At 64.7% G+C, this 17,754-nt stretch carries 15 protein-coding genes and 1 pseudogene; 11 read left to right on the top strand and 5 right to left on the bottom strand.

Annotated features, from left to right (window positions below):
• Positions 1–26 precede the first annotated feature (26 nt).
• On the top strand, positions 27–581 hold the full coding sequence (locus BJ122_RS15250; protein ID WP_110782084.1) for a methylated-DNA--[protein]-cysteine S-methyltransferase: 555 nt from the start codon (positions 27–29) through the stop codon (positions 579–581).
• Positions 582–593: 12 nt separating this feature from the next.
• On the opposite strand, the gene BJ122_RS15245 is transcribed toward BJ122_RS15250, so the two are convergent.
• A complete protein-coding gene (locus BJ122_RS15245) occupies positions 594–1,436 on the bottom strand; it encodes an MBL fold metallo-hydrolase (protein ID WP_110782083.1) in 843 nt (280 codons plus the stop codon).
• A 107-nt stretch (positions 1,437–1,543) separates the two neighbouring features.
• Between BJ122_RS15245 and BJ122_RS15240 the strand changes: the two genes are divergently transcribed.
• On the top strand, positions 1,544–1,957 hold the full coding sequence (locus BJ122_RS15240) for a DUF3775 domain-containing protein (RefSeq protein ID WP_027279062.1): 414 nt from the start codon (positions 1,544–1,546) through the stop codon (positions 1,955–1,957).
• A gap of 161 nt (positions 1,958–2,118) precedes the next feature.
• Complete coding sequence (locus tag BJ122_RS15235; RefSeq protein WP_110782082.1) at positions 2,119–3,678, top strand: class I adenylate-forming enzyme family protein; 1,560 nt, start codon at positions 2,119–2,121, stop codon at positions 3,676–3,678.
• Positions 3,679–3,695: 17 nt separating this feature from the next.
• Here BJ122_RS15235 and BJ122_RS15230 read toward each other — a convergent pair whose 3' ends face one another.
• Entirely contained in the window at positions 3,696–3,920 is a 225-nt protein-coding gene (locus BJ122_RS15230; protein WP_110782081.1) for a SlyX family protein, read from the bottom strand.
• Between the two features lie 186 nt (positions 3,921–4,106).
• Here BJ122_RS15230 and ggt point away from each other — a divergent pair, with 186 nt between their 5' ends.
• On the top strand, positions 4,107–5,693 hold the full coding sequence (gene ggt / locus BJ122_RS15225) for a gamma-glutamyltransferase (RefSeq protein ID WP_110782080.1): 1,587 nt from the start codon (positions 4,107–4,109) through the stop codon (positions 5,691–5,693).
• A gap of 120 nt (positions 5,694–5,813) precedes the next feature.
• On the opposite strand, the gene BJ122_RS15220 is transcribed toward ggt, so the two are convergent.
• Positions 5,814–6,029: a CsbD family protein gene (locus tag BJ122_RS15220; protein ID WP_103011754.1), complete on the bottom strand. Its 216-nt coding sequence runs from the start codon at positions 6,027–6,029 to the stop codon at positions 5,814–5,816.
• 301 nt (positions 6,030–6,330) lie between these two features.
• Entirely contained in the window at positions 6,331–6,501 is a 171-nt protein-coding gene (locus BJ122_RS19925; RefSeq protein WP_181418968.1) for a hypothetical protein, read from the bottom strand.
• A 61-nt stretch (positions 6,502–6,562) separates the two neighbouring features.
• Between BJ122_RS19925 and BJ122_RS15215 the strand changes: the two genes are divergently transcribed.
• The 7 genes from BJ122_RS15215 to glpD all read left to right on the top strand — a co-directional run bounded on the left by BJ122_RS15215 (position 6,563) and on the right by glpD (position 17,457).
• Positions 6,563–9,175: a response regulator gene (locus tag BJ122_RS15215; RefSeq protein WP_430694787.1), complete on the top strand. Its 2,613-nt coding sequence runs from the start codon at positions 6,563–6,565 to the stop codon at positions 9,173–9,175.
• A 270-nt stretch (positions 9,176–9,445) separates the two neighbouring features.
• Positions 9,446–10,480 carry an efflux RND transporter periplasmic adaptor subunit gene (locus tag BJ122_RS15210; RefSeq protein WP_245407748.1) on the top strand — a complete coding sequence of 345 codons (1,035 nt, stop codon included), beginning with the start codon at positions 9,446–9,448 and terminating at the stop codon, positions 10,478–10,480.
• Positions 10,481–10,492: 12 nt separating this feature from the next.
• Positions 10,493–13,624, top strand: coding sequence for an efflux RND transporter permease subunit (locus BJ122_RS15205; protein ID WP_110782078.1), 3,132 nt, complete (start codon positions 10,493–10,495; stop codon positions 13,622–13,624).
• 18 nt (positions 13,625–13,642) lie between these two features.
• Positions 13,643–14,266 (top strand): TetR/AcrR family transcriptional regulator, encoded by a 624-nt coding sequence (locus BJ122_RS15200; protein ID WP_110782077.1) that lies wholly within the window; start codon positions 13,643–13,645, stop codon positions 14,264–14,266.
• Between the two features lie 4 nt (positions 14,267–14,270).
• Entirely contained in the window at positions 14,271–14,888 is a 618-nt protein-coding gene (locus BJ122_RS15195) for a flavin reductase family protein (RefSeq protein WP_181418967.1), read from the top strand.
• 108 nt (positions 14,889–14,996) lie between these two features.
• A complete protein-coding gene (locus BJ122_RS15190; RefSeq protein WP_110782075.1) occupies positions 14,997–15,803 on the top strand; it encodes a DeoR/GlpR family DNA-binding transcription regulator in 807 nt (268 codons plus the stop codon).
• 121 nt (positions 15,804–15,924) lie between these two features.
• Positions 15,925–17,457, top strand: coding sequence for a glycerol-3-phosphate dehydrogenase (glpD, locus tag BJ122_RS15185; RefSeq protein WP_110782074.1), 1,533 nt, complete (start codon positions 15,925–15,927; stop codon positions 17,455–17,457).
• An 87-nt stretch (positions 17,458–17,544) separates the two neighbouring features.
• Here glpD and BJ122_RS15180 read toward each other — a convergent pair.
• Positions 17,545–17,754, bottom strand: a pseudogene (locus BJ122_RS15180) (IS4 family transposase); the annotation flags it as partial.

The raw sequence follows: 17,754 nt of genomic DNA, 5'->3' as shown, positions 1-17,754 counted from the left end.
GGCCGGTTTTGGCGTAGGCTGGCGCTATGACCGTGCAGGGCTTTGCGCTGTTCGACACGTCGATTGGCCGCTGCGGCGTCGCCTGGAGCGAACGCGGCATCGTCGCGGTGCAATTGCCGCTGGTCAGTGAAACCGAAACCCGGGTCAGGCTGCGCCAGCGCCATGGCGATCTGCCGGAACTGCCGCCGAACGCGGCCGCCAGCTACGCGATCGAACGGATGGCGGCGCTGCTCGCCGGCCAGCCGATTGATCTGTCCGATATCTGGCTCGATCTGATCGACATTTCCGAATTCCAGCGCCGGGTCTATGCGATCGCGCGCGAAATCCCGCCCGGGCAGACGCTCAGTTATGGCGATATCGCGCGCCGGCTCGGCGATGTCGCGCTGGCGCGCGAGGTCGGCCAGGCGCTCGGCCGCAATCCCTGTCCGATCATCGTGCCGTGTCACCGCGTGCTCGCCGCCGGGCTGCGCCCGGGCGGCTTCTCCGCCAGCGGCGGCGTCGCCACCAAGCTGCGCATGCTGGCGATCGAGGGCGCGCTGGTGAACTACACGCCCGATCTGTTTGGCGATGACGATACCTAAGCGCAGTCGCTGTCAGGTGACAAAGCGAAAACCGTCGCCGTCGCGCTGCACAAAGCCGCCCTCAAAATGGCCGCCGATCACCAGCGTCGCGGTGTCGGCGAAACGGGCAAACAATTCGCGGCGGGTGGCGGCCGCCTGCTGCGGGTCATAGTCCACCACTGACGACCAGTCCGGCTGTGCCATCTGGCACGGGTGATGGGCGACATCGCCGATCAGCAGCGCTTCTTCGCCGTCCGAGCGGATATGCACCGCGACATGGCCTGGCGTGTGCCCCGGCGTCGGGATCAGCGTCATCTCATCGCTGAGCTGGGCGTCGCTCGCCACCAGATCGGCGCGGCCGGCTGTGACCACCGGCGCAATCGAGTCGGCCCACACCGCGGTCTGTTCGCGCGAAAGGCTGTTGGCAGCCCAGTAATCAAATTCGCCGCGCGCAAAGACGTAGCGGGCATTGTCAAACGTTGGCACCCAGCGGTGCTCGACCTTACGGGTGTTCCAGCCGACATGATCGACATGCAGATGGGTGCAGATCACCCGGTCGATCCGCTCCGGCGGATAGCCGGCCTCGGTGAGCGTATCCAGAAACGGGCCGTCGAGTTCGTTCCAAGACGGCACGTTGCGATCCTGCTTGCCATTGCCGACGCCGGTATCGACGATGATGCGCTCGGTCGGCGTCTCGACCACCAGCGCGTGCACGGTCATTTTCAGTCGTCCCTCGGCGGTGGCGAATACCGGCACCAGCCAGGGCAGCGCGCGGATTTCCTCGCTGCCGGCTTGCGGCAGGATGAAACGGGTTCCGCCGGTGCTGGTGATTTCGACGATTCTGGTGATCGTCACCTTGCCCACGGTCCATTTCATCCCCACTGTTCCTTTGTCGTTTGCTGTCCAAACCATGCTGAGTTCGCGGCTTCCGCGCAATGGATCAGTTGGCCGGCCGCACCAGCCCCACAGTTGAGGGTCGAACGATGCCCGAGCTCACCATTCCCGTCGACAAGGTCGCGTTCCTGATCGAGAAAGCCCGCGAATTCGACGTCAAGGACGGCGTTTCTGATCCAGACTCCGGCTCCAACAGCGCCGACGATCGCATGATCGATGTGCTGGAAGACAGCGGCAGCGATCCGGTGCTGCGTGAGATCGCCGGATTCATCAACGCCATGAGCGAGGATGAGCAGATCGACCTCGTCGCCTTGATGCGGCTCGGCCGCGGCGATGGCGACATCGATGAGTGGGACGAGCTGCGCCGCCAGGCGGCCGAGGGCGCCAATGGCCGCACCGCGCATTATCTGCTTGGCGAACCGCTGCTCAGCGATTTTCTGGCCGAAGGGCTCGATGCGTTTGGCTTAAGCTGGTCGGACGAGCGCATCACCCCGGTGCGCTGACCGGCCATTTGCACGGCATTTTCCGCGCCTGAGAAAATCACGCGCCGCGCCAGCACTGATGCGCGCGATCGGGTGCCGCGCCGTGCTTGCGCGCTTGCGTTTCGGGCACCCGCTTCGCTTATGATAGGCGAGCGACACAATCAAAAATCCGGGGAGAGGGAATGCCTGAATTCGTTACGCTCGACGCGCTGGTGGCCGCCACCGCACGCAGCAAGCCGGACAAGATCGCCGTGATCGATGGCGACCGGCAGCTCAGCTACGCCGCGTTTAATGACCAGATCAATCGCGTCACCGCTGCCTTGCAGCGCGACGGCGTCCAGCCATGCGACAGCATCGCGATCTGCGCGCTATCCTCGGCCGAATATGTGGTGACGTTTCTCGGCGCGCTGCGGGCCGGCGTGGCAGTGGCGCCGCTGGCGCCGTCGTCGACGCCGCGCGACTTTGCCGCGATGGTGCAGGACTGCGGCGCCAAACTGCTGTTCATGGATACGTTCGCCGCCGGTGCCATGAAGGAAGCGCCGCTCCCCGGCGATCTGCGCCGGATCGCGTTTGATGACAGCAGCGCCGGCGCGCCATTTTCCGCATGGATCGCGGCAGAGGGCACGGTGCCCGCGCCGGTGACCATTGATCCAAACTCCGTGTTCAACATCATCTATTCGTCCGGCACCACCGGCACGCCAAAAGGCATCGTGCACACCCATCAGCTGCGCTGGTGGCAATATGGCCAGCTTGATCCGCTCGGCTATGGGCCGGATGCGGTGACGCTGCTGTCGACGCCGCTATATTCCAACACCACGCTGGTGTGCTTCAACCCGACGCTGGCCGGCGGCGGCACATTGGTGCTGATGAAGAAATTCGATGCCAAGGGCTTACTTGAACTGTGCGCCAAGCACCGCGTCACCCACACCATGCTGGTGCCGGTGCAATATCGCCGCATCATGGCGCTGCCGGAATTCGGCGATTACGATCTGTCGTCGTTCGTCGCGAAATTCTGCACCTCGGCGCCGTTCGCCGCTGAGCTGAAAGCCGATGTGCTGAAGCGCTGGCCGGGCGGCTTGATCGAATATTACGGCATGACCGAAGGCGGCGGCTCGTGCGCGCTGCTGGCCCATGAACATCCCAATAAGCTGCACACGGTCGGCATGCCGATGCCCGGCCATGAGGTGCGGCTGATCGATGACGACGGCAATTTCGTCGGCCCCGGCGAGATCGGCGAAATCGTCGGCCGCTCGCCGGTGATGATGAAGCACTATCTCAACCAGCCGCAAAAGACCGCCGAAACCTTCTGGCACGATGCCGAGGGCAATCGCTGGGTGCGCACCGGCGATATCGGCAAGTTCGATGCCGATGGCTTCTTGATGTTGATGGACCGCAAGAAGGACATGATCATTTCCGGCGGCTTCAACATCTATCCAAGCGACATCGAAAGCGTGCTCACCAAGCACGACGATGTGCTGGAAGCGGCGGTGGTCGGTATGCCGTCGGAGGAATGGGGCGAGACCCCGGTGGTGTTCGTGGTGCTGCAACCGCACGGCCGCATCGACGCACAGGCGCTGAAAGACTGGACCAATGGTCAGGTCGGCAAGACCCAGCGGCTCTCCGAGGTGGTGTTTGTCGACAGCCTGCCGCGCAGCGCGATCGGCAAGGTGCTGAAGCGCGAGCTGCGCGATCAGCGGCTCGGTGATCAGCGCGTTGGCGCGGGCATGACAGCGGCATCCTAGCCGCTGCAGGGGTGGCGTCAGTAATGCGGCGGGCGTTCGTTGCCGGGGCTGGCCGGCGCGTTGGCTTCGGCTTCGCACAGCCGCGCGTCGATCGCCTTCAATTGCCGAGCGAGCGCGTCGATCTGCTGCCATTGCGCGGTGATGGTGGCGTTCAGGGTCTCGATGGTCTCGTCCTGATAGGCGATGCGGATTTCGAGCGCGTCGATCCGGTCGCTGAGGTTTTTGGCGTTGTCGTCGGACATGCTGACATCTTCCGTCGTCTGGGTGGCGCCACACCTAAACCATATGCGGCTTTGATGAAATCAGAACCGCCGCGCGGCGCTGGCGTTGCGCGGCGTTCCGCCGCGTCCGGCACGGCGGCGCCGTTGCCGCACCTGGGGCGGATATGTCATGAAAATGCAGTGAATTCGCTCGCGGGAGGGTGAGGCATGAGGAATTTCCAGTTCGCTGGCCGCTCTACGGTTCACGCCCAGAATGCGATGGTTGCCAGTTCGCATCCGCAGGCCTCGCTGGCGGCGATCGAGATGCTGCGCGCGGGCGGCACCGCGGCCGATGCGGCGATTGCGGCCAGCGCGCTGCTGGCGGTGATCGAGCCGCAATCGACCGGCATCGGCGGCGATTGCTTCGCGCTTTATCAACGCGGCGGCCAGGGGCCGATCGTGTCCTACAATGGGTCCGGGCGCGCGCCGCAGGCCGCGCATTGCCAGTGGTTTGTCGAGCAGGGCATCAACGCGATCCCGCTGACCAGCCCGCATGCCGTCACCATTCCCGGCGCGATCGATGCCTGGGCCACCATTTTGCGCGATCATGGCCGCTTTGGTCTCGATAAGGTGCTGCAGCCGGCGATCGCCGCCGCCGAACAGGGCTATGTGGTGGCGCCGCGCATCGCATTCGACTGGGCTCTTGGCTTTGACAAGCTGCGCAAGGGCGTCAACACCGCGCGCTATCTGCTGCCGCACGGCCAGGCCGCGGTCACCGGCGATGTCATCCGCCAGCCGGAACTGGCGGCGACCTTGCGGCTGATTGCCCAGCACGGTCCGGCTGGTTTTTATCAAGGCTTGGTCGCCGAAGACATGGTGGCGACGCTGCGCGCGATCGGCGGGCTGCACACGCTCGATGATTTCGCCGCCCACAAGACCGAAACCACCGTGCCGCTCAGCACCAACTACAAGGGCTTTGACGTCTGGCAATGTCCGCCGAACGGCCCCGGCGTCACCATGCTGGTGATGCTGAACGTGCTCAGCCTGCACGATCTGACGCGCTACGCGCCGCTCAGCGCCGAGCGCTTTCATCTTGAGGCCGAAGCCTCGCGGATCGCCTTCATGATGCGCGAACAGCATATCGGCGACCCCGGCCATGTTGAGATCGATCTCGTCCGGCTGCTGTCGCGGGAATTCGCGGCCGAGTATGGCAACAAGATCCGCATGGACCGGATGCTGGAATTGCCGCATGTCTCGCCGCCGATGCATCCCTCAACGGTGTATCTCACCGTGGTCGATCGCGATCGCAATGTCTGCTCGTTCATCAATTCGATCGCGCATTCATTCGGCTCGGCGATCATGTCCAACACCACCGGCGTGCTGCTGCAAAATCGCGGCGCCGGGTTCCGGGTCGAGCCCGGCCATCCCAATTGCATCGCGCCGCGCAAGCGCCCGCTGCACACCATCATTCCCAGCCTTGCCACCGAGAACGGCAAGGCACGGATGGCGTTCGGCGTGATGGGCGGCCAATATCAGCCGGTCGGCCAGGTGCATGTGCTGACCAACATGCTCGATTACGGTCTCGACGTGCAGGAGGCGATCGATCTGCCGCGCGGCCTGCATTATGAGGGCATTTATCAGCTCGAAGACGGCGTGCCGGCCGAGACCGTGCAGACCCTGCAACAGATCGGGCATCACACCGCATCGCTGACCGTGCCCCATGGCGGCGGACAGGCGATTTGGATCGATTGGGACAAGGGCACGCTGACCGGCGGCTCTGATCCGCGCAAGGATGGCTGCGCGCTCGGCTACTGATCGCGATCCGCAATATCGATAACAGGCGCGGTGCTGATCGATCAGCACCGCAAAATTTGCCATCAAAGATCGCATGAAAACCGGCCGTTCCCGGCCGGCTCGTCATGGGCGGCTCAATGATCAGAGTTTCTTGTTGAGGAAGCCCGCAGCCTTGTTCGCGGCATCCTTGGTGGCTTCCTTGGCGTCGCCAAGCACCTGCTGGCCGTGGCCCTTGGCTTCTTGCAAGGCGCCCTCGGCGCGCATCCGCTCGGAGCCGGTCGCCTCGCCGATGCCCTGCTTGGCCTTGCCGATCGCTTCGTTGGCGGCGCCCTTGATCTTATCCATCGTGCTACCCATCACGGTTCTCCTCTTGGTTACTGCGGCGTTGGTTGCGCTCAACAATCATCAAGGGGCGCGTTTGGTTCCGCGCCTCCTCGCGGCGCGGCGTTGCAAATCAGACCAAGTTTGGAGTGTTGCGTACCGCGCGCTGGCAGCGCGCGTCGCGGCGGGTGCGCAACTTTTCGGTGAATAGTTTGGCGAACTATTCACCATAGTCCGTCCGACGGCAGGCGCGAGGCTGGCGGCGCGGTATTATCGGGAGGTATTTTTCTGCGCCGGTAATTCCAATTAACGGAACGGCAGGAGCGGCCGCGACAGATTACTTCAATGGTTGAGGCGAGCAGAACAGGGCCAATACGCGAACGCGATCGAGCTGCCGGAGGGCGGTGCGCGCGGTGTCGCGCCCCAACCGTTGGTCGCTGTGTCCATTTGCTACGCGGATTGAAGTGCGGGCGATGAAGGCGCAGCCGGCGATGTCGAGTTCAGACAAGACCGCTCCATGGGATGGGTTGGCCGGCGTTCGTCGGCTCGCGGCGGCATTCACGGCTCTGCTGAAACCGCGCCCTTCGCCCGCATCGCCCGACGAACTGACCGAGCGCGAACGCCGCCGGATCCGCGCCGCCCAGATCGACAGCGTGACGCGCATGACGCCGTTCACGATGGCGATCAATGTCTGCAACGCGCTGCTGGTGGTGGCGACCTTCTGGAATTCCGGCTCGATTTTTTTTCTGATCGGCTGGCTGTTGGCGATCGTGCTGATCGCGGTGATGGCGATCGCATCATGGCTGCGGATCCGGCGCAATAAACCCAAGGAAGCCTCGCCGCGCGGCCTGTCGCGTATGACGGTGCAGGCGTTCTTGCTTGCGCTGGTGTGGGGCGTGGTACCGATCGTGCTGTTTCCCGGCTCGGCGCCGATCTATCAGCTGATCCTGGCCTGCCTGATGACCGGCATGATCGCCGGCGGCGCGTTCTCGTTGTCGACCGTGCCGCGCGCCGGGCTCGCTTATACTTGGACAATGTCGGTGGCCTCGGCTGTCGCGCTGCTGTTGAGCGAGGGCGAGGTCTACGCCGTCACCGCGGTGTTCCTGCTGCTGTACACCATCTTCCTGTCGCGCAATCTGGTCTCGCACGGCAATCTGTTTGTCGACAATCTGTGCTCCAAGATGGAGCTGCAGCGCCAGACTGATATCATTTCGCTGCTGCTCAAGGATTTTCAGGCTAATTCCGCCGACTGGCTGTGGCAGACCGACACCGACGGCCATCTGGTCTCGATCCCCGAACGGTTTGCTGAAGCCGCGCAATTGCCGCTCAATCTGCTGCGCGGCGCCACCCTGGCCGATGTGCTGGAGTTGCTGTGCCCGGACGATCACGACACCGTCGCCAAGATCACGGCAACCTTGGCGGGCGGCGCGCCGCTGCGCGACATCTCGATCCAGGTGGTGGCCGGCGGCAAGCCGCGCTGCTGGTCGATCTCGGCCAAGCCGGTACATGATCATGACGGCCGGTTCGCGGGCTATCGCGGCGTGTGCCGCGATGTCACCGAGCGTTGGCGCGCCGAGCGCGCCGAGGCCGAGAACCGCGCCAAGTCGGAATTTCTGGCGATGATGAGCCACGAGATCCGCACGCCGATGAACGGCGTGCTCGGGCTCGCCAACATGCTGCTGGAAACCAGGCTCGATCCCGAACAGCACCACGCGGTGTCGGTGATCCGCGATTCCGGCGACAATCTGCAGCGCATCCTCAACGACATTCTCGATCTGTCGAAATTGGAAGCCGGACGCTTCCAGTTCGAGACCGTCGATTTCTCGGTGGTGGCGATCACCGAAGCGGTGTCGGCGGTGATCGGGCCAATGGCGCGCAACAAGGGGCTGACGCTTGAGATCGACATCGCCGACAATCTGCCCAAGGCGTTGAGCGGCGATGGCGCGCGCATCCGCCAGGTGCTGATCAACCTCGCGTCCAACGCGGTGAAATTCACCGAGCGCGGCGGCGTCACCATCAAGGTGACCTGCACCGAGGCCGGCGACAAGATGGTGTCGGTGGAGTGGCGGGTGTCGGACACCGGCATCGGCATTGCCGAGGATCGGGTCGGCATGCTGTTCAGCGATTTCGCGCAGGCCGATGTCACCATCAATCGGCGCTTTGGCGGCACCGGGCTGGGGCTCGCGATCAGCCGGCGCATCGTCGAACAGATGGGCGGTGCGATCGGCGTCGATTCGGTGCACGGCCAGGGCAGTACGTTCCACTTCCGGCTGAAACTGCCGGTCAGCGACCGGCTGATTTCCGATCACCGGCTCGATCGGGTCGGGGCCGACGATCTGCGCATGCGCATTGCGATGCTCGGGCGGCCGCTGCGGGTGCTGATCGCTGAAGACGACCGCACCAATCAGCTGGTCGTCACCAAAATGCTGCAGGAATTCGAAGCCGAGATCCGGCTGGTCGAAGACGGTGTGCAGGCGGTCGAGGCGCTGGCAGAGGCCAGATACGACATCGTGCTGATGGATCTGCGCATGCCCAATATGGATGGGCTGGCCGCCACCCGCGCGATCCGCGCCCATGGCCGGAAATACGCCGTGCTGCCGATCATCGCGCTCACCGCCAATGCTTTCCCGGAAGACGTCACGCAATGCCGCGAAGCCGGAATGAATGATTTCCTGGCCAAGCCGCTGCGCAAGCCAGCGCTGGTCGCGGCGATTTTGCGCGCGCTGCGCGGCGGCGCCAAAGCGTTCGTGCTGCCGGCGGTGGAGCCGATCACGCCGGCGCCGCCGCTGGCGATCAACGGTGTTGGCAATGGTCTCGGCAACGGCCATGGCAGCAGCCAGCCCAACGGCCGGCGCGCTTTGCAGCAGCTCAGCGATGAAATCGGCCATGATCAGGTGCAGCAGATGATCGAGCTGTTCGTCAGCGAGACGGCGCGCCGTGCCGGCGAGATGCAGCGCTTTGCCGAGGGCGACGACCGCGAAGCCATCAGCCTGGAAGCGCATTCGATCAAGGGCGGCGCGCGGCTGCTCGGCCTGCCCGAGATTGCCGATCTGGCGCGCACCATCGAAAGCCGGTCGGCCGAGATCGCGGCCGACGAGCTGCGCGCGCTCGGCGGCCAGCTGGAAGCGGCCTTGCAGCGCGCCGAACAGGAGCTGCGCCAGGAAACCCTGCAACACTGCTGACCTTGGCGCCTGTCGGGCAGCTTGGATTGTTTGGTTGCGGATTGCCGAGACGTGAGGCCGGCGCTGCCGGGCGCCGGATCAAGCTTGCGACAGCCCGTTAATGTCGCATTGAGGTTACCGAAATTGATCGCTGACGATTATTGACATTCGTCAGCCCTCACGCCAGTTTCTGACAAACGATCTCAACGGGAAGGACGTCAGATGCCGGTTGTTGCGGGTTTCGCCGGGTCTCGCGGGGTGCGTGGCGCGCTGGCCATCGGGCTGCTGCTGATGCTGGCCGGTTGCGGCGACAGCCAGCCGAAAGCCGAGGCCAAGCCGCGGCCGGTGCTGGTCACCACCGTTCACTATCAGCAGCAGGCCGCCGAGCGCAGTTTCGTCGGCACCATCCGGCCGCGGATCGAGACCGATGTCGGGTTCCGGGTCGGCGGCAAGATCGCCAGCCGCCTAGTCGAAGTCGGCGATATTGTCGAGGTCGGCCAGCCGCTGGCGACGCTCGACGAGGCCGATCTCAAGCTGCAAGCCGAGCAGGCGGAGGCCGAGTTCCGCGCCGCCAGTGGCGTGCTCAACCAGGCGGTGGCGGCCGAGACCCGGGCTCGCGAGCTGCGCGGCAAGGGCTGGTCCACCGATGCGCAAATGGATCAGGCCAAAGCCAGCGCCGAGGAGGCGCGCGGCCGCTTCAACCGCGCGCAGCGTTCGGTGGAACTGACCCGTAACAGCCTGTCCTATGCGACCCTGGCGGCCGACAGTAAGGCCGTGGTGACCGCCACGCTGATCAATCCCGGCCAGGTGGTGGCCGCGGGCCAGGCGGCGATCCGGGTGGCGCGGCTCGCTGATAAGGAAGTCGCGGTCTCGATCCCGGAAACGCTGATCGGCCGCGCCAAGACCGGCACCGCCACCGTGACGCTGTGGTCGAACCCGGACCGGAAATATCCGGTGACGCTGCGCGAGATTGCCCCGACCGCCGATCCGGCGACCCGCACCTATCTCGCCAAATTCTCGATGCCCAATGCCGATGACGACGTGGTGTTCGGCATGACCGCGACCCTGACCCTGGCCGATCCGGCCAGCGACCGGGTGGCGCGGCTGCCGCTGTCGGCGCTGTTCAATCGCGGCACCGGGCCCTCGCTCTATGTGGTCGGCGCCGGCGGCGAGCTGACGCTGAAGCCGGTCACTGTCAAAGCCTATGAGAGCAAAGAGGTGGTGATCGCCGGCGGCGTCGAGGAAGGCGCCCAGGTGGTGGTGCTCGGCGTCCATAAGCTCGATCCGGCCGACAAGGTCCGGACCGTGTCGTCGCTATCGTTTTAACGGGAGCGCGCCATGCGACGCATGAACCTCTCGGCGTGGTCGGTGCGCCATCCGGCGCTGATCCTGTTCATGATGGTGGCGCTGGCCGCGGCCGGGCTGTTCTCCTATCAGCGGCTCGGGCGCGCTGAAGACCCGTCCTTCACCATCAAGCTGGTGATCGTCACCGCGATCTGGCCAGGCGCCACCGCCGCCGAGATGCAGACCCAGGTCGCCGACCCGATCGAAAAGAAGCTGCAGGAACTGCCGCATTTCGACAAGGTGCAGACCTATTCCAAGCCGGCCTTCACCGCGATGACGGTGACCTTCAAGGACAACACCCCGCCGAAGGAAGTGCCGGAGCTGTTCTATCAGCTGCGCAAGAAGATCTCCGACATCAAGGCCGAGCTGCCGGCCAATCTGATCGGGCCTAATTTCAACGACGAATATGGCGACGTCGACTCGATCCTGTACACCATGACCGGCGACGGCGCCGACTACGCGCAGCTCAAGAAGGTCGCCGAAGCGCTGCGCCAGCATCTGTTGCACGTGCCCGGCGTCACCAAGGTCAATTTGTACGGCACCCAGGACGAGAAGATCTATGTCGACTTCTCGCACGCCAAGCTGGCGACGCTCGGCGTCACGCCGCAGGTGCTGTTCGACTCGCTCGCCAAGCAGAACGCGGTGGTGCCGGCCGGCACGGTGGAAACCTCATCGCAGCGCGTCGCGCTGCGCGTCACCGGCGCGCTCGACGGCGCCAAGGCGGTCGCGGAAACGCCGGTCGAGAGCAACGGCCGCGTGTTCCGGCTCGGCGACATCGCCACCGTGTCGCGCGGCTTTGTCGATCCGCCCGACTACATGGTGCGGCAGAAGGGCGAACCGGCGATCGGCATTGGCGTGGTCACCGCCAAGGGCGCCAATATTCTCGATGTCGGCCACAACGTCACCAAGGCGACCGGCACCTTCATGGCCGAGGTGCCGCAAGGCATCAGCATCGAGCAGATTGCCGATCAGCCGCTGGTGGTCGAACACGCGGTCGGCGAGTTCATGCGCTCGTTCGTGGAAGCGCTGGTGATCGTGCTGTTCGTCAGTTTTCTGGCGCTCGGCTGGCGCACCGGCTTGGTGGTGGCGCTGTCGGTGCCGCTGGTGCTGGCGATCGTGTTTCTGGTGATGAACACCATGTCCATTGATCTGCATCGCGTCACGCTCGGCGCGCTGATCATCGCGCTCGGGCTGCTGGTCGATGACGCCATCATCGCGGTCGAGATGATGGTGGTGAAGATGGAACAGGGCTGGGACCGCATGAAAGCGGCGTCCTTCGCCTGGGAATCGACGGCGTTTCCGATGCTGACCGGCACGCTGGTCACGGTCGCGGGCTTTCTGCCGATCGGCTTTGCCAATTCGTCGGTCGGCGAATATGCCGGTGGCATTTTCTGGATCGTGGCGATCGCGCTGGTGGCGTCGTGGTTCGTGGCGGTGATCTTCACGCCCTATATCGGCGTCAAGCTGCTGCCCGATTTCGCCGGCCGGGCGGGCCATAATCCCGATGAAGTGTATCAGACCCGCATCTACCGCACGCTGCGCGCCGGCATCCGCTGGTGCGTGCAGTATCGCCTCACGGTGGTGCTGGCGACTATCGCGATCTTCATCGTGGCGGTGCTCGGCTTTAGCCGGGTGCAGCAGCAGTTCTTCCCGCTGTCGGAGCGGCCGGAGCTGTTTTTGCAGCTACGCCATCCGGAAGGCACCGCCTTCAATGTGACGATGGAGACCGTCAAAGAGGCAGAAAAGCTGCTCAAGGACGACAAGGACATCGCCACCTACACCGCTTATGTCGGCAAGGGCTCGCCGCGGTTCTGGATGGGGCTCAACCCGCAATTGCCGAACGAGTCGTTCGCCGAGCTGGTGATCGTCACCAAGGACGTCGAAGCCCGCGAGCGCGTCAAGGCGCGGCTCGAAGAGGCCGCGCATCAGGGCCATCTGTCGCAAGCGCGCGTCCGGGTCGATCGCTTCAATTTCGGCCCGCCAGTCGGCTTCCCGGTCCAGTTCCGGGTGATCGGCCCCGATGCCGCGACGGTGCGCGATATCGCCTATCGCGTGCTCGAGATCGCCAAGGCCAATCGCAATCTGATCGATCCGCATCTCGATTGGAACGAGCAGACCCCGTATCTGAAACTGGTGATCGATCAGGACCGCGCCCGCGCGCTCGGGCTGACGCCGCAGGATGTCGCGCAATCGCTCGGCATGCTGATCAACGGCACCCAGATCACCACAGTGCGCGACGGCGTCGAGAAGGTCGGCGTGGTGGCGCGCGCGGTCGCCTCGGAACGGCTCGATCTCAGCCGGATCGGCGATCTCACCATCAGCTCGCGCAATGGCGTGCCGGTGCCGGTGTCGCAGATCGCCAAGGTCGAATACGCGCACGAAGAACCGATCCTGTGGCGCCGCAATCGCGACATGGCGATCACGGTGCGCGGCGACATCGCAGATGGCGTGCAGGCGCCCGACGTCACTAACGCGATCTGGCCGCAGCTCAAGGAGATTCGCGACAGTCTGCAACCGGCCTATCGGATCGAGATCGGCGGTGCGGTGGAAGAATCGGCCAAGGGCAATGCCTCGATCTTCATCCTGTTCCCGGTGATGGTGGTGATCATGCTCGGGCTGCTGATGATCCAGCTGCAGAGCTTTCCGCGGCTGGTGCTGGTGTTCCTCACTGCGCCGCTCGGCATCATCGGCGCCTCGCTTGGTCTCAATCTCGGCCATCAGCCGTTCGGCTTCGTGGCGCTGCTGGGCCTGATCGCGCTGGCCGGCATGATCATGCGCAACACCGTGATCCTGGTCGATCAGATCGAGAGCGACGTCGCCCACGGGCTGACGCGGCGCGAAGCGATTGTCGAAGCCACTGTGCGCCGCGCCCGGCCGGTGGTGCTGACGGCGCTGGCGGCGATCCTGGCGATGATCCCGCTGGCGCGCTCGGCGTTCTGGAGCCCGATGGCGATTACCATCATGGGCGGGCTGTTCGTCGCGACCTTCCTGACGCTGTTCTATCTGCCGGGGCTGTACGCGCTCTGGTTCCGCAAGCATCTCGACGAGACCGGGCCGGGCGCCGCCAGTGCTGCACCGCAACGGGATGCGCGTAGCCGGATTTCGCTTGCCGCCGCGGCCGAATGATTGAAAATTGGATGTGACATGGCACTGATGACCGATCACCCTGAGCTGGCAATGCGAGAGCGCGTTCTGCTGGTGGCAGAGCGGCTGTTCCGGCAGCTCGGCTATCAGAAGACCACCGTGGCCGACATCGCCAAGGCGATGCGCATGAGCCCGGCCAATGTCTATCGCTTCTTCGATTCCAAGAAGGCCATTCATGAAGGCGTCGCTTGCCGGCTGATGGGCGAGGTCGAGGTGGCGGCGCAGGCCATCACCGCGCGTCCTGAGCCGGCATCGCAGCGGCTGCGCGATCTGATCACCACCGTGCATCGCATGAATGCCGAGCGCTATGTCGGCGATGCCAAGCTGCACGAGATGGTGGCGATCGCCATGGAGGAAAGCTGGGACGTCTGCGTCAGCCATATCGAGCGCATCACCGCGATGATTGCCGAAGTGATTGCCGACGGCAAAAAGGCCGGCGAATTCGCGGTGGCCGACGTCGCGCTGGCGTCGAGCTGCACCTGCACCGCCATGATCAATTTTTTCCACCCGCAACTGATCGCGCATGCCGACGACAAGCCGGGACCGACGCTCGATCAGATGGTTGATTTCGTACTGGCGGCGCTGGCGCCATGCCGGCCGCCCGTGGAGTGCTGCCCTGGATGAGCGCGTGACCGAAACGCATTTTTATGAACCCAAGGCCGGCAATGGCCTGAAGCACGATCCGTTCAACGCCATCGTGGCGCCGCGCCCGATCGGCTGGATCGCTTCGCGCAGCCGCAGCGGCGCGCTCAATCTGGCGCCCTACAGCTTCTTCAATGCGTTCTGCTATCACCCGCCGCTGATCGGTTTCTCCAGCGTCAGCTGGAAACACACCATCGCCAATATCGAGGCGACCGGCGAATTCGTCTGGAATCTGGCGACCATGGAACTGGCGCAGGCGATGAATGCCACTGCGGCCACCGTGCCGGCCGAGGTCAGCGAATTTGAACTTGCCGGGCTGACCGCGCAGCCGTGCCGGCTGGTGCAGGTGCCGCGCGTGGCCGAAAGCCCGGTGGCGTTCGAGTGCAAGCTCACCCAGATCATCCGGCTGCAAGGTGCCGACGGCCGCCCCGCCGAGGCCTGGCTCACCATCGGCGAAGTGATTGCCGTGCATATCGATCGCCGGCTGATCCAGGACGGCATCTATCAGACCGCGCTCGCGCATCCGATCCTGCGCGCTGGCCGCGGCGGCGACTATTTTGAGGTGCGCCCCGAGGCGATGTTCGAGATGGTGCGCCCGGCGTAACGCCATTGCCGTTGCCGCGCTGAGCAGGCATGGCGCCGATACTCGTCTGTCCGTTGACCGACGTGGTGAAGCCGATCACCATGCCGCGATCACACAACGGAGTGCTTCGTGGTTGGACTGACGCATCGACAGGCCGAAATCCTCAGCATCGCGCGCGCGCAGGGGCGTGTAATGGTCGATGACCTGACCCGCCGCTTCGAAGTGTCTGCGCAAACCATTCGCAAGGATCTCAACGATCTGTGCGAAAGCCGCTCGTTGACGCGGGTTCATGGCGGCGCGGTGATCGCCTCGGGTGTCGAGAACCTCGCTTATGAGGCGAGGCGGTTCGTCGCCGCCGACGAGAAGAAGGCGATCGGTATGGCCGCCGCCGCGCTGATCCCCAATGGCAGCTCGCTGTTCATCACCATCGGCACCACCACCGAGGAAGTGGCGAGCGCGCTGCGCAGCCATCAGGACCTATTGGTGATCACCAACAATCTCAACGTCGCGATGCAACTCTACCGCCAGCCCAAGATCGAGGTGATCGTGGCCGGCGGCTCGGTGCGCCGCGCCGACGGCGCGGTGATCGGCTCGGCGGCGATCGATCTGATCGAGCAGTTCAAGGTCGACTACGCGATCATCGGCGCCTCGGCGATCGATGATGACGGCGCGCTGCTCGACTTCGACTACCGCGAGGTGCGCGCCGCGCAGGCGATCATCGCCAATGCCCGCAGCGTGGTGCTGGTCGCCGACGCCACCAAGCTGCAGCGCCACGCCCCGGTGCGGATCGCCCATCTCAGCCAGGTCAAAACCGTGGTCACCGACGCGCCGCTGCCGCAGCGGCTGCAGGCGATCTGCGACGAAAACGGTATCGAGGTGGTGGTGACGGTCGGCAAGCCCGCCGAGGAGGCCGATCAGCTTTCCGTGCCCAAGTGAAGGCCAGGCGTTGCGGTTTCGTTTTATCTTGCGATTTGCGATAAAACGAAACATATTTCGCCAAATCGAAAGGGCGCAAGGCGCGAGCGAGCGATGAGCATTGGACGCACAAGGAGCTGCGGTGGCTCAGGTCTTTGACCTTGCCATCATCGGTGGCGGCATCAATGGCTGCGGCATCGCCCGCGATGCGGCTGGGCGCGGCAACTCCGTGTTCCTGTGCGAAATGAATGATCTGGCCAGCGGCACCTCGTCCTGGTCGACCAAGCTGATCCATGGCGGGCTGCGCTATCTCGAATATTTCGAGTTCCGCCTGGTGCGTGAATCGCTGATCGAGCGCGAACGGCTGTGGCGGATCGCGCCGCATGTGATCTCGCCGCTGCGCTTCGTGCTGCCGCATCATGACGGGCTGCGCCCCGCCTGGCGGCTGCGGCTCGGGCTGTTTCTGTACGACTATATCGGCGGCCGCAGATTGCTGCCGCCGACCCGCGCGCTCGATCTTGCCACCGCCGAGGTCGGCAAGCCGCTGATCCCCGGCAAATTCCACCGCGGCTTTGAATATTCCGACTGCTTTGTCGATGACGCCCGCTTGGTGCTGCTGACCGCGCGCGATGCTGCCGATCGCGGCGCCGAAATCCGCACCCGCAGCCGCGCTGTCGAGATCACCCAGCAGCGCGATGGCTGGCGCGTCACTGTCGAGGATGCCCACACCGGCCGGCGCGACACCATTTTGGCGCGGGTGCTGGTCAATGCCGCCGGGCCCTGGGTCGATCAGGTGCTGGCGGCGGGCTCCAAGGTGCAGCCCAAGGTTAAGGTGCGGCTGGTGCAGGGCTCGCACATCGTGGTGCGCAAGCTTTATGACCATGACCGCGCCTACATCTTCCAAAATGCCGACGGCCGCATCGTATTCGTGATTCCGTATCAGGACGAGTTCTCGCTGATCGGCACCACCGACCGCGATTATCACGGTGATCCGGCCAAGGTTGAGGCCAGTGCCGAGGAGATCGACTATCTGTGCCGCGCGGTCAGCGAATATCTGGCGAAGCCGGTGCAGCCGAGCGATGTGGTCTGGACCTTTTCCGGGGTGCGGCCGCTCTATGATGACGGCGCCAGCGAAGCCAAGGCCGCGACCCGCGATTATGTGTTCGAGCTCGACCATCCTGCGGGCGGCGCGCCGCTGCTCAGCATATTCGGCGGCAAGATCACCACTTATCGCCGGCTCGCCGAAGAAGCGCTCGAGCGGCTTGCGCCCTTTCTGCACGGCACCAAGGCCGCCGAAGGCTGGACCGCTACAGCGCCGCTGCCCGGCGGTGAGTTCGACGTGTTTGCGGTCGATGAGCAGATCCGTGCGCTGCGGCGCGACTATCCGTTCCTGGCTGACGGCCATGCCCGGCGGCTGATCACCGCCTATGGCACCCGCGCTCGCCTGTGGCTCGGCGATGCTGCGACCATGGCCGATCTCGGCCGTGAATTCGGCGCGACGCTGACCGAGCGCGAACTGCGCTATCTGATCGACCACGAATGGGCAGTGACCGCCGAAGATGTGGTGTGGCGCCGCTCGAAACTCGGCCTGCGGCTGTCGGCTACGCAGATCGCGGCGCTGGAAGATTGGATGGCCACTCAGCAGCCGCGCCGCAGCGCCGCAGCGAGTTCATGAGTTCGGCGCGGCTCTCACCCCACGGCACTCGCCGCGCGCGCGGCATGCTTCCTCTCCCCGCACGCGGGCACGGCTGTCCGGGGAAAGTCATACATAGCAGAAGCTCATCTGGTCGGGCGAGACACGCGGGCGGGCGGCGGAAGGGTTGACCTTGGGAGGCCGGTCGATCTCGGCGAGCTGTTTTCGCGTGAACAGGGATGCGGCGACCAGACCGGCGAAGCGTATCGCGGGCATGACGAGGCGGCTTTCGCGCGCGGCGATCCGCAGCAGCAGATAGGCGATCATGGCAGCCAGGAT

This window comes from Rhodopseudomonas faecalis, assembly GCF_003217325.1.
Taxonomy (GTDB): Bacteria; Pseudomonadota; Alphaproteobacteria; order Rhizobiales; family Xanthobacteraceae; genus Rhodopseudomonas; species Rhodopseudomonas faecalis.
This window is presented reverse-complemented; position numbering and strand designations above follow the sequence as displayed.